We start from the raw sequence: 13,603 nt of genomic DNA, 5'->3' as shown, positions 1-13,603 counted from the left end.
CGCCGGTAGTCGGCTTATGCCTGCGCGCGCCCTGACCATTACAAACTCATCGCTGTTTCCCAACAGCAGCCGCAACAACTTATAGGCATCAACCATGCATCAACCTTTACTTGAAACAGCAAAACTGCAGTTATGCAGCCATTCGTTATTTTTAGAAATAACTTCCCTGCGCAAGTTACAACTTTTTATGGAAAGTCATGTGTTTGCAGTCTGGGACTTCATGACCCTCGCCAAGCGCCTGCAACAGGACCTGACCTGCACTCGCTTGCCCTGGCTACCCGCTGCAGACCCGCAGGCAGCGCGGCTGATCAATGAGATCATTCTGGGTGAGGAGTCAGACGAACACCCCGTGCAAGGCTATTGCAGCCATTTCGAACTGTATTTGGAAGCCATGGCGGAAGTGGGCGCCAGCACCTCGGCAATCAGCCACTTTGTTGCGCTGCTACGCCAAGGCCTGGGAGCCACGGCAGCCTTGCACCAGGTCGAGGCTCCTCCCGGCGTGAGCCGCTTCGTCAACGCCACCTTGCACCTTGCATTGAATGCGCCTACCCATTGTGTGGCGGCCACATTCCTGTACGGTCGCGAGCATGTCATCCCGGGGATGTTCGAACGCATCCTGCAATCTGATGAGTTCATTCATCGCCAAGCGCCTACCTTGTGCGCTTACCTCAAGCGCCACATCGAATTGGACGCCAAGGAACACGGGCCAGCGGCGGAGCAGTTACTCAATCGCCTGGTCAGCGCAGACCCTACGTATCCGCAACAGGCCCACGACGCCGCACTCGCTGCGATGCAAAGCCGTGTCGCGTTCTGGGATGAGCTTCGGGCCTCGCTGCAAGAGGTGCACCCATGAACGCCGGCGACTACCAAGCCATCGCCGATGACTGGGAGCGCCGCGCAACCATCCGCACACGGCCTCGGCGCTTGCTGGAGAGCGATGACAAACTGATCTACCCGCTGTGCCGTCAGCCCCTGGTGCTCTGCGCGGCATTTCTTGAGCACTGCCCTCAGTGGCGCGACTTTGTACTGGTGCAGAGCTTTTACAAGTTCATCAACGACGTGGTGATATTCGAGACCGAGATCGTCGACAAGACTGCACGCAGCATCGCCAAAAATCGCTTCGCTGTGCCCTTCCCGCTGACCTGCCGCGTGGATGCGATGACCGTCGTCGTGGACGAGGATTACCACGCACTGGTTGCGCTGGATTTCCTGCAGCAAACCGTGGCCATGACCGGCATACAACCGCTGGAACTGCCCACAGAAATAGAGCTGAGCCGTGCGCTGCCCACGGCACAGGCGTTGGCGCCCGCTCATCTACGCGATGCTGTCGCACTGATTGGCGTGGCAATCGCTGAAAACACCGTGACCCAGGATGTGGCGGCATTCTCCAAGGACACCAGCGTGAAAGCTTCCATCCGTGGCTTGATGGCCGACCACCTGTTTGATGAGGGCCGCCACGCCCAGTTCTGGATACGGCTCGTACGCCTGTATTGGCAAACCGCGAGCGAGGGGGACCGCAATGAAATCGCCAAGGTGCTGCCGGTTTTCCTGGCTCAGTACCTGACGAACGACCTGCAAAAAAACTTCGACTTGAACTTGATCGAACACCTCGACATCAGCGCCAGCCTACGCGGTGCGTTACGCGCTGAAGTGGCGGCACAGGCCTTCCCTATCACCCGCCAACATCCATTGATGGGCAATATCCTTGGCTTTCTGCAACACAGCGGTTTGCTGCAAACGCCGAGCGTGGCGCATGCGTTGAACGATTACCTGCCAGTGTCCGGGAGGGTGACATGAGGCGGCTGAGCATTGGGTTTTCCAGCGCCAGCAGCGCCTTGGAGGCGGTCAGGCAAGAACTGGAACAGTATGGGCATATCTCGGGCAACGAGGGCGTCGACCTGTGCATCGATGACGGCGATCAGTCGGTGCAGGGCAACGCACGCCCGATTCCAACATTGAGCCTGCGCCTGGGCGTCGGCCCCATCACCGACTACGGGTTGCCCGCGCTGCAACTGCGCGCCTATAGGCCAGACCGAAAGCTGTTGGCCGTACTGGACATCGCCGACGAGCTCAGCGGTAACGGTCAACGACTGCGCCGGCGAGTCATCCGCGAATTGGTGGAATGGACCGCGCTGCACATCAGCGGCTTCTCGCGAGACCCTGGATACTTCGAATTGAATGCGGTCGCCAATGGCTGGCCCGAACACTGCCTGGATGCGCTTGAGGCGCTGGCATTCACCCACCGATTCAACCGCTCCGCCGACCCTGACGTGATAGAGGCAGCCCGAGTGCCACTGATCAATCGGTTGCAGGCAAGCTTTCATACATTTGCCGACCGGCCCGCATTGCATATCGGTGCCAGCGAAGTGACCTATCGTCAGCTGCATGCTCAAGCATTGGCAATCCAGCAGCGCTTGCACCCCTTGTTGGTAACGGGGCAAACGCCCGCAGTCGTCGGGATCTGCCTGGAAAAAACAATCGGCTTGTACGCCAGTATCCTTGCCGTGCTGGGCAGTGGAGCGGTGTACCTACCGTTGGATCCGGACCACCCGCCTCACTGCCATCGGGCCATGCTCGAAAGCGCAGGAGCCCAGGTATTGCTGGATGCCGGTCAGCATCCATTAAGAGCGTGTTTCAGCTCACTGGATGTCAGCGGCCACGCTCTACACGACGTCGACCTCACACAGCCGTTGGCGCGCCTCCACCGTCATGCCGATGCGCCCTGCCTGATGCTCTTTACCTCGGGCACCACCGGGCAACCCAAAGGCGTGTTGCTCAGCCAAGCCAACCTGGCGCATTTCACGGCCTGGTTCAGGTCCTGTGTAAACCTGGATGAACAGAGCCGCGTCTTGCAGTTCTCGCCATTGAGCTTCGACTCATCGCTGATCGATATTTTCCCCGCCTTGGTAGCGGGTGCTCAGTTGATCGTCCCCAGCACAGAGCAACGACAAGACCCTCAACAGCTGCTGGACCTGCTTCACCGGCAACGCATCACCCATGCCTTTCTTCCGCCTGCGCTGCTGAGTATCCTGCCGCTCGATCAACCGCTGGGCCTCACGCATCTGCTGACCGGTGGAGATGTGTGCGAACCCCATGTGATCGAACGCCTTTCAACGCAGTGCCAGTTCCATAACCTCTATGGACCGACGGAGGCCACGGTGTTGGGCACCCATCGGATGCTGCGCCCCAATGACAGCAATCGCAACGTCGGCCGTCCCATCGCCAACAGCCAGGTGCTAATCCTCGATGAACACCTGCAACCGGTGGATGAAGAGGTGATGGGTGAGGTGTATATCGTCGGCCCAGGAGTGAGCCTGGGGTACGTGAACGCACTATCACAGGCTTCCAGTTCTTTCGTGGAGCTGGCAGTGCCAGGCGACTTGCCGCTGCGGGCCTATCGCACTGGCGACCTGGCGCAGTGGACTGCCGACGGGATCGTGTTGGGAGGACGGCGAGATGATCAGGTGAAGATCCGTGGTTTTCGGGTAGAGCCCCTGGAGATTGAGCAGTGCCTGCGCAGCAGTCGGCTGTATCGACAGGTGGCAGTGGTGATCGACCGTGATCGCAGGATCCGTGGCTTTGTCGCGCAACCCGAACCGGGAGCAAGCATGACGGCGCTGCAACACCATGCGCGGCAGTGGCTACCGGACTACATGCAGCCCGGCGTCTGGGATGAGCTGCCACGCATACCGTGTTCCAGCAACGGCAAAATCGACCGTGCGGCGTTGCTGGCAGTGCCGATCCAGCCCACGTTGCCGACAGCCTGCAGCGCGGCACAAACCCCGCTTCAGACTCAATTGACCCACTTGTGGATCGAACTGCTGGCGTTGCCCACGGGTGAGTTGTCTATCGATGAAAGCTTCTTCGACCTCGGCGGCCATTCGATTTTGCTGTCGACCCTCTTGCTGCGTTTTCGCGAACAATTCGGCCGTAGTTTTTCGCTGAACCACTTCATCGAGGCGCCGACGATTCGTACGCTCGCAACATTGGTGGAACAAGGAGAACGACCCGATACATCCGCCAGCCAAGCGGTTCGTGATGCGCATCGGGAGCGGATATACAACACACTCCCCGAAAACTGCGTGGGCGATCCGCACAAAGTGATCGTTACAGGGGCCAACAGCTTTGTAGGGGTCCATATTGTCGAGGCACTGCTGGCCAAGGGTGCTACAGCAGTAGCATGCCTGGTGCGCGAGAAGCCGGGGCAGTCGGCGATGGCGCGATTTACCCAAGCGCTGCGCGAGTATCGCCTGGAGCATCTGGACCTGAGCCGGGTGCAGGTATTCGCCGCAGATGTCAGCCTGCCTCGCCTGGGTTTGACCAGCAATGCCTATGAGACCCTCGCCAAAGAGTTCGGTGTGCTGGTACATAACGCCGCCAGGGTCAACCATGTATTGGACTATGCGTCGCTGACCAGGGACAACGTTGACCCCGTACTCGAATGCCTACGCCTGTGTGAGACGCACTGCAAGAAGGTCCTCAATTTTGTCTCGACGCTCTCCGCGTCGAGCAGTGTCGATACTCAAGGCTATGTCCTAGAAGCGCCCGCCGCGGCCACGCTGCCGCTGTACATCAAGAATGGCTACAACTTGTCCAAGTGGGTCGCCGAACGGCAACTGGCGCGTGCGGTGGAACGTGGGGCCTGGGTGAATATCCATCGACCCGGCAACATCAGTTTCAACAGCCTCACGGGCGTTTGCCAGCCGCAAAAGAATCGTCTGATGCTGATGCTCAAGGGGTCACTGCAAATGGGCCTGCTCCCGAAGTTGGCGTTGAACTTCGACCTGATGCCGGTGGACTTCCTGGCGCGCTTCATCGCGTTCCACTGCACCCGCTTTCAAGCCGGTAGCAGTGTGTTCAACCTGCACAATCCGCAGCCGTTGAGCTGGGCCCACTACTTGGATGGCTTCAGCCAGGCGGGTCACCTTTTCAAGCGGGTCAGCGTTGAGCAGTGGCAACAGTCGCTACACACGATCAGCCATGACAATGCACTGTTTGGCGTACTGGGTTTTTATCTCGGCCGTCTCGACGAAGACATCGGCGACACCTCGATGATTCGCTACGACAACGCGCGACAGGCTGTCCAGCAAATGGGCGCACAGTACCCCGAAAAGGACCCGGCGCTGTTGAGTAAAGGCTGCGACTACCTCAAGGCCACCGGCTTTCTTTGAATGCCTCAGGATAACCTTATGAAACCGCTGCAACCCGATACATTGATTTGCAACCCGAATGGCCGGCCGATAGTTGCGTCTGTTTTGGTCGACTGCCATGCCACTCGCCTGTGGGACATAGTGGGGCAATTCGCAGGCTTCGATGCGTTCATTCCTGACCTGACACATATCGAAATGACGGGCACAGGCGTGGGCGCCTTGCGAACAAAATTCTTCCGCGATGGTAATTGTGTGGTGGAGCAACTCAATAGCCGCGACGAACAGGCCATGCACATGACCTGGACCACAATCTACAACACCCTCGGTGTAGCCAGGCTGTGGGCGGCGATCCGTGTGGAGGCCCTTGGCGCAGACTGTTCCAAAGCAACATGGACGATCATTGCCGAGCCCATCGACCGTGCAAACACAGGATTTGAACAATTTGTGCAGAGCTTCGCCGATAGCGCCTTGGAAAATGTTCGTCGGATAGTCGGCTAAGCGGCAGGGGCGAGAGGGCTCGCTCCTGCCCGATCAATCAGCGGGTCAGATCTTGAAACTATCGACCAGTTGTTTCAATCGATTGGCCTGCTGCGACAGCGCGTCGCAATCCTTCAGGGTTTCGTTGAGATTGGCCACGCCTTGCTGGTTCAGCAGGTTGATCTGATTGATGTCGACGTTGAGCGTTTCCACCACCGCCGTCTGTTCTTCCGTGGCTGCGGCGACGGACTGGTTCATGCCGTCGATTTCGACAATCCGCTGCGTTACGCTGACCAAGCGCTCACCAGCCTGGTTCGCGACCTCAACACTTTCTTCGCTGGAGGTTTGGCTGGCGTTCATGGTGGTCACCGCTTCACGCGAGCCCACTTGCAGAGACGTGATCATTTTGTGGATCTCTTCGGCCGACTCCTGAGTGCGGTGAGCCAGGTTACGCACCTCATCGGCGACCACTGCAAAGCCTCGACCGGCCTCACCAGCACGTGCCGCTTCGATGGCGGCGTTGAGTGCCAGCAGATTGGTTTGCTGGGAGATGCCTTTGATCACATCGAGAATGTGGCCGATGTTGTCGGTGCTGGCGTTGAGGGTCTCGATCTGAGTGCAGGACAGGCTGATCTTCTGCGACAGTTCCGACATTGCAAGGATGGTTTGCTCCACCACCTTGCGCCCATCGTCGGCTTGTTCACTGGCGCCGCTGGCGTGCTGTGAAGCATCGGCGGCGTTACGTGCGATTTCCTGGGTAGCAGCGCCCAGTTCGTTGATCGCTGCTGCCACGCTGTTGGTACGCGCGCTTTGCTCATCGGAACCGATGATAGAGGCATTGGACGAGGCCATTACACGCTGGGAGAGATCGTGCACCTGTCGGGTTGCCGAAGACACCTCCGAAATCGAGGCGTGGATACGTTCTACAAACTGATTGAACGCGCTACCGACTTCGCCGAACTCGTCCTTGCTGGTCACAACGAGGCGGCGGGTTAGGTCACCTTCGCCTTGGGCAATGTCCTGCATCGCCACGCCCATGGTGGTGAGGGGTCGCAGCAAGACCTGAATCAACAGGCTCAGGAGCACCGCAATCGCGACTACGGCGATCAACATGGCAATCAAGGCGGAAGTACGGAACTTGCCCAGCGGTGCGTAGGCTTTGTCTTTATCAATCGACAGACCGATATACCAATCTGCGCCGGGTAAGCCACTGATAGGGGTAAAGGACAGGATGCGGTCCTGACCGTTGAGGACGACATCCTGGCTGACCTTCTCGATACGCACCTGGGTGCCAGGGTAGATGTCCTTGAGGTTCTTCATCACCTGGTCCTGTTCAGGACTGACGATGACTTGCCCGTCGCTACTGACCAGGAACGCATGGCCGATACCGCCGAAGTCCACCGAATTGATAATCTTCACCAGGGTCTGCAGGCTCAGGTCGCCACCGACTACACCGAGCAATTCACCATTCTTCTTCACCGGCATGGCGATGGTCACGATCTGCCCGCCTACTGCGGCCATGTAGGGCGGGGTAAGCATGGGTTTGTCCGCGGCTACTGCCTGCTTGTACCAGGGACGCTGACGAGGGTCATAACCATCGGGCATTTTTGCGTCCGGACGCTGAGTGAAAACGCCGTTGGTTTGGCCAACGTAGGTGAACTGGAAGTTCGAGGTGAATGCCGGTTGATCGACCAGACCTGGAAGGTCAGCACCACTGCCCTGGTGGGCTACGTTTTGCGTGAGGCTTTCGAGTACCAGTATTCGCCCACTGAGCCAGTTCTGCACACTGCTGGCGGTGAGCTCACCGGATTGCTGGATGGACGATTCCAGGTTCTGCTTGATGGTGCTGCGTTGCAGGTAGTCGTTATAGAGGGTGAACAACGCGAAGGCCAAAACCACGACGCCTGACGCGGCCAACAGAATTTTATGACTGAACTTAAGATTCATTTCATCGACTTCTTTTGCCAAAGGGGGGTGAGCGTGCCGAGTGGAACATTCCATGTAGCGGTATAGGCAGCTTCTCCGGCCGCTCTATTTCGGTGCACGCATGGCTCGTCAGGCTTTCGGCCAACGCTTGGCAAATCTTAGGAATTTGTGAGGTATTTCCTGTTTTTATGTGGGAAACAGACCAGCGGTACACCTAGGCGATGGGGGTTACGAAACGTGGTGATTTAAGGCCCTAAACGACAAAACCCCTGTCTGCGTTAGCAGACAGGGGTTTCGGAATTCAATCTTGACGATGACCTACTCTCACATGGGGAAACCCCACACTACCATCGGCGATGCATCGTTTCACTGCTGAGTTCGGGATGGGATCAGGTGGTTCCAATGCTCTATGGTCGTCAAGAAATTCTGTGTATCGGACCGTTGCGCTAGCAACGTGCCGATGAAATTCATGGACTTCTACATAAACAAAACCCCTGTCTGCGTTAGCAAACAGGGGTTCTGGAATTTAATCTTGACGATGACCTACTCTCACATGGGGAAACCCCACACTACCATCGGCGATGCATCGTTTCACTGCTGAGTTCGGGATGGGATCAGGTGGTTCCAATGCTCTATGGTCGTCAAGAAATTCGGGTACTGAGTCGTGACCTGGTGGCCTCGCTTCAGCAAATTGGGTATGTGACAGATCGGTGTTTTGTGAGATATCGAACTTTCGGTTCGTATCATCTTCACACACCGCAATCTGATGCTCGTTAGAGTAGTCAAATTGCTTGGGTGTTATATGGTCAAGCCTCACGGGCAATTAGTATTGGTTAGCTCAACGCCTCACAGCGCTTACACACCCAACCTATCAACGTCGTAGTCTTCGACGGCCCTTCAGGGAACTCAAGGTTCCAGTGAGATCTCATCTTGAGGCTAGTTTCCCGCTTAGATGCTTTCAGCGGTTATCTATTCCGAACATAGCTACCCGGCAATGCCACTGGCGTGACAACCGGAACACCAGAGGTTCGTCCACTCCGGTCCTCTCGTACTAGGAGCAGCCCCTCTCAAATCTCAAACGTCCACGGCAGATAGGGACCGAACTGTCTCACGACGTTCTAAACCCAGCTCGCGTACCACTTTAAATGGCGAACAGCCATACCCTTGGGACCGGCTTCAGCCCCAGGATGTGATGAGCCGACATCGAGGTGCCAAACACCGCCGTCGATATGAACTCTTGGGCGGTATCAGCCTGTTATCCCCGGAGTACCTTTTATCCGTTGAGCGATGGCCCTTCCATACAGAACCACCGGATCACTAAGACCTACTTTCGTACCTGCTCGACGTGTCTGTCTCGCAGTCAAGCGCGCTTTTGCCTTTATACTCTACGACCGATTTCCGACCGGTCTGAGCGCACCTTCGTACTCCTCCGTTACTCTTTAGGAGGAGACCGCCCCAGTCAAACTACCCACCATACACTGTCCTCGATCCGGATAACGGACCTGAGTTAGAACCTCAAAGTTGCCAGGGTGGTATTTCAAGGATGGCTCCACGCGAACTGGCGTCCACGCTTCAAAGCCTCCCACCTATCCTACACAAGCAAATTCAAAGTCCAGTGCAAAGCTATAGTAAAGGTTCACGGGGTCTTTCCGTCTAGCCGCGGATACACTGCATCTTCACAGCGATTTCAATTTCACTGAGTCTCGGGTGGAGACAGCGCCGCCATCGTTACGCCATTCGTGCAGGTCGGAACTTACCCGACAAGGAATTTCGCTACCTTAGGACCGTTATAGTTACGGCCGCCGTTTACCGGGGCTTCGATCAAGAGCTTCGCGTTAGCTAACCCCATCAATTAACCTTCCGGCACCGGGCAGGCGTCACACCCTATACGTCCACTTTCGTGTTTGCAGAGTGCTGTGTTTTTAATAAACAGTCGCAGCGGCCTGGTATCTTCGACCGGCATGAGCTTACGGAGCAAGTCCTTCACCCTCACCGGCGCACCTTCTCCCGAAGTTACGGTGCCATTTTGCCTAGTTCCTTCACCCGAGTTCTCTCAAGCGCCTTGGTATTCTCTACCCAACCACCTGTGTCGGTTTGGGGTACGGTTCCTGGTTACCTGAAGCTTAGAAGCTTTTCTTGGAAGCATGGCATCAACCACTTCGCTAACTAAAAGTTAGCTCGTCATCAGCTCTCGGCCTTAAGATCCCGGATTTACCTAAGATCTCAGCCTACCACCTTAAACTTGGACAACCAACGCCAAGCTGGCCTAGCCTTCTCCGTCCCTCCATCGCAATAACCAGAAGTACAGGAATATTAACCTGTTTTCCATCGACTACGCTTTTCAGCCTCGCCTTAGGGACCGACTAACCCTGCGTCGATTAACGTTGCGCAGGAAACCTTGGTCTTTCGGCGTGGGTGTTTTTCACACCCATTGTCGTTACTCATGTCAGCATTCGCACTTCTGATACCTCCAGCAAGCTTCTCAACTCACCTTCACAGGCTTACAGAACGCTCCTCTACCGCATCACTTACGTGATACCCGTAGCTTCGGTGTATGGTTTGAGCCCCGTTACATCTTCCGCGCAGGCCGACTCGACTAGTGAGCTATTACGCTTTCTTTAAAGGGTGGCTGCTTCTAAGCCAACCTCCTAGCTGTCTAAGCCTTCCCACATCGTTTCCCACTTAACCATAACTTTGGGACCTTAGCTGACGGTCTGGGTTGTTTCCCTTTTCACGACGGACGTTAGCACCCGCCGTGTGTCTCCCATGCTCGGCACTTGTAGGTATTCGGAGTTTGCATCGGTTTGGTAAGTCGGGATGACCCCCTAGCCGAAACAGTGCTCTACCCCCTACAGTGATACATGAGGCGCTACCTAAATAGCTTTCGAGGAGAACCAGCTATCTCCGAGCTTGATTAGCCTTTCACTCCGATCCACAGGTCATCCGCTAACTTTTCAACGGTAGTCGGTTCGGTCCTCCAGTTAGTGTTACCCAACCTTCAACCTGCCCATGGATAGATCGCCCGGTTTCGGGTCTATTCCCAGCGACTAGACGCCCTATTAAGACTCGCTTTCGCTACGCCTCCCCTATTCGGTTAAGCTCGCCACTGAAAATAAGTCGCTGACCCATTATACAAAAGGTACGCAGTCACCTAACAAAGTAGGCTCCCACTGCTTGTACGCATACGGTTTCAGGATCTATTTCACTCCCCTCTCCGGGGTTCTTTTCGCCTTTCCCTCACGGTACTAGTTCACTATCGGTCAGTCAGTAGTATTTAGCCTTGGAGGATGGTCCCCCCATATTCAGACAAAGTTTCTCGTGCTCCGTCCTACTCGATTTCATGACTAAGAGATTTTCGCGTACAGGGCTATCACCCACTATGGCCGTACTTTCCAGAACGTTCCGCTAATCTCAAAGCCACTTAAGGGCTAGTCCCCGTTCGCTCGCCACTACTAAGGGAATCTCGGTTGATTTCTTTTCCTCAGGGTACTTAGATGTTTCAGTTCCCCTGGTTCGCCTCTTGCACCTATGTATTCAGTACAAGATAACCATCTTATGATGGCTGGGTTCCCCCATTCAGACATCTCCGGATCAAAGTCTGTTTGCCGACTCCCCGAAGCTTTTCGCAGGCTACCACGTCTTTCATCGCCTCTGACTGCCAAGGCATCCACCGTATGCGCTTCTTCACTTGACCATATAACCCCAAGCAATCTGGTTATACTGTGAAGACAACATTCGCCGAAAATTCGAATTTCTCAATTAAGAGAACTCACAAATTTTACCTTAGCCTGATCCGTTACCAGTGAAAGTAACGTTCAGTCTATCTTTCTATCACATACCCAAATTTTTAAAGAACGATCTAATCAAAGACTAGAAATCAATATTCACACTGGAATATTCATTTCTAAACTCTAACAGCAGAAGCAGTTATATGGTGGAGCCAAACGGGATCGAACCGTTGACCTCCTGCGTGCAAGGCAGGCGCTCTCCCAGCTGAGCTATGGCCCCATAACAAAATTGGTGGGTCTGGGCAGATTCGAACTGCCGACCTCACCCTTATCAGGGGTGCGCTCTAACCAACTGAGCTACAGACCCAATTTCGAGCGCAACTGATTAGCTATGAGCTATCAGCTTGGAGCTTAAAGCTGCTTCTATCGTCTTCTTCAATGAATCAAGCAATTCGTGTGGGAACTTATGGAGCAGCTGATGTCGTCGATTAAGGAGGTGATCCAGCCGCAGGTTCCCCTACGGCTACCTTGTTACGACTTCACCCCAGTCATGAATCACACCGTGGTAACCGTCCCCCCGAAGGTTAGACTAGCTACTTCTGGTGCAACCCACTCCCATGGTGTGACGGGCGGTGTGTACAAGGCCCGGGAACGTATTCACCGCGACATTCTGATTCGCGATTACTAGCGATTCCGACTTCACGCAGTCGAGTTGCAGACTGCGATCCGGACTACGATCGGTTTTATGGGATTAGCTCCACCTCGCGGCTTGGCAACCCTCTGTACCGACCATTGTAGCACGTGTGTAGCCCAGGCCGTAAGGGCCATGATGACTTGACGTCATCCCCACCTTCCTCCGGTTTGTCACCGGCAGTCTCCTTAGAGTGCCCACCATTACGTGCTGGTAACTAAGGACAAGGGTTGCGCTCGTTACGGGACTTAACCCAACATCTCACGACACGAGCTGACGACAGCCATGCAGCACCTGTCTCAATGTTCCCGAAGGCACCAATCTATCTCTAGAAAGTTCATTGGATGTCAAGGCCTGGTAAGGTTCTTCGCGTTGCTTCGAATTAAACCACATGCTCCACCGCTTGTGCGGGCCCCCGTCAATTCATTTGAGTTTTAACCTTGCGGCCGTACTCCCCAGGCGGTCAACTTAATGCGTTAGCTGCGCCACTAAAAGCTCAAGGCTTCCAACGGCTAGTTGACATCGTTTACGGCGTGGACTACCAGGGTATCTAATCCTGTTTGCTCCCCACGCTTTCGCACCTCAGTGTCAGTATTAGTCCAGGTGGTCGCCTTCGCCACTGGTGTTCCTTCCTATATCTACGCATTTCACCGCTACACAGGAAATTCCACCACCCTCTACCATACTCTAGTCAGTCAGTTTTGAATGCAGTTCCCAGGTTGAGCCCGGGGATTTCACATCCAACTTAACAAACCACCTACGCGCGCTTTACGCCCAGTAATTCCGATTAACGCTTGCACCCTCTGTATTACCGCGGCTGCTGGCACAGAGTTAGCCGGTGCTTATTCTGTCGGTAACGTCAAAACAATCACGTATTAGGTAACTGCCCTTCCTCCCAACTTAAAGTGCTTTACAATCCGAAGACCTTCTTCACACACGCGGCATGGCTGGATCAGGCTTTCGCCCATTGTCCAATATTCCCCACTGCTGCCTCCCGTAGGAGTCTGGACCGTGTCTCAGTTCCAGTGTGACTGATCATCCTCTCAGACCAGTTACGGATCGTCGCCTTGGTGAGCCATTACCTCACCAACTAGCTAATCCGACCTAGGCTCATCTGATAGCGCAAGGCCCGAAGGTCCCCTGCTTTCTCCCGTAGGACGTATGCGGTATTAGCGTTCGTTTCCGAACGTTATCCCCCACTACCAGGCAGATTCCTAGGCATTACTCACCCGTCCGCCGCTCTCAAGAGAAGCAAGCTTCTCTCTACCGCTCGACTTGCATGTGTTAGGCCTGCCGCCAGCGTTCAATCTGAGCCATGATCAAACTCTTCAGTTCAAACATCTTTGGGTTTTTAAGAAACCCTAAACTTGGCTCAGCAATCGTTGGTTACATCTTTGATTTCTCGCGGAGTAACTTGTGATGCTGATAATCTTGTTGACTATCAGTCTGACTCCACAAGCACCCACACGAATTGCTTGATTCAGTTGTTAAAGAGCGGTTGGTTAAGATCTTTCGTCTCAACCGAGGCGCGCATTCTACAGCAGCCTCATTTGCTGTCAAGTGATTATTTTCAGAAGCTTTCGAAGAATTCTTCAACAACTTCAACCACTTGCGCCTTCGATCTCTCGTTA

5 protein-coding genes, 2 tRNA genes and 4 rRNA genes are annotated in these 13,603 nt (G+C 55.1%); 4 read left to right on the top strand and 7 right to left on the bottom strand.

The features are described from left to right. Positions 1-94: 94 nt before the first annotated feature. Genes PF1751_RS00640 through PF1751_RS00625 form a run of 4 tightly spaced genes read left to right on the top strand, consistent with a single transcriptional unit; the run spans position 95 to position 5,648 of the window. Entirely contained in the window at positions 95-853 is a 759-nt protein-coding gene (locus tag PF1751_RS00640; RefSeq protein ID WP_042571274.1) for a DUF3050 domain-containing protein, read from the top strand. Further along, positions 850-1,797, top strand: coding sequence for a diiron oxygenase (locus PF1751_RS00635; RefSeq protein WP_042571273.1), 948 nt, complete (start codon positions 850-852; stop codon positions 1,795-1,797). The genes PF1751_RS00640 and PF1751_RS00635 overlap by 4 nt, the downstream gene beginning before the upstream one ends. After that, the gene (locus PF1751_RS00630; RefSeq protein WP_042571272.1) at positions 1,794-5,171 is read left to right on the top strand and encodes an amino acid adenylation domain-containing protein; all 3,378 of its coding nucleotides are present in this window, start codon (positions 1,794-1,796) and stop codon (positions 5,169-5,171) included. The genes PF1751_RS00635 and PF1751_RS00630 overlap by 4 nt, the downstream gene beginning before the upstream one ends. 18 nt (positions 5,172-5,189) lie before the next feature. After that, on the top strand, positions 5,190-5,648 hold the full coding sequence (locus PF1751_RS00625; protein ID WP_042571271.1) for an SRPBCC family protein: 459 nt from the start codon (positions 5,190-5,192) through the stop codon (positions 5,646-5,648). Between the two features lie 45 nt (positions 5,649-5,693). Here PF1751_RS00625 and PF1751_RS00620 read toward each other — a convergent pair whose 3' ends face one another. The 7 genes from PF1751_RS00620 to PF1751_RS00590 form a co-directional block, all read right to left on the bottom strand. Next, on the bottom strand, positions 5,694-7,574 hold the full coding sequence (locus PF1751_RS00620) for a methyl-accepting chemotaxis protein (RefSeq protein WP_010214278.1): 1,881 nt from the start codon (positions 7,572-7,574) through the stop codon (positions 5,694-5,696). Positions 7,575-7,858: 284 nt separating this feature from the next. Continuing rightward, positions 7,859-7,974: ribosomal RNA gene (rrf, locus tag PF1751_RS00615) — 5S ribosomal RNA — on the bottom strand. Between the two features lie 109 nt (positions 7,975-8,083). Next, positions 8,084-8,199: ribosomal RNA gene (gene rrf / locus PF1751_RS00610) — 5S ribosomal RNA — on the bottom strand. 156 nt (positions 8,200-8,355) lie between these two features. Continuing rightward, a 23S ribosomal RNA gene (locus tag PF1751_RS00605) occupies positions 8,356-11,247 on the bottom strand. Positions 11,248-11,485: 238 nt separating this feature from the next. Beyond that, positions 11,486-11,561: transfer RNA gene (locus tag PF1751_RS00600), tRNA-Ala, on the bottom strand. Between the two features lie 10 nt (positions 11,562-11,571). Then, a tRNA-Ile gene (locus PF1751_RS00595) sits at positions 11,572-11,648 on the bottom strand. A 122-nt stretch (positions 11,649-11,770) separates the two neighbouring features. Continuing rightward, positions 11,771-13,307 (bottom strand): 16S ribosomal RNA (locus PF1751_RS00590). Together the 16S, 23S and 5S rRNA genes with 2 tRNA genes alongside form the textbook arrangement of a ribosomal RNA operon. Between the last annotated feature and the right edge of the window lie 296 nt (positions 13,308-13,603).

It is taken from the genome of Pseudomonas simiae (assembly GCF_000934565.1).
Classification (GTDB): Bacteria; Pseudomonadota; Gammaproteobacteria; order Pseudomonadales; family Pseudomonadaceae; genus Aquipseudomonas; species Aquipseudomonas simiae.
The sequence above is the reverse complement of the archived record's forward strand: the minus strand, read 5'-3'. Positions and strand labels throughout refer to the sequence as shown.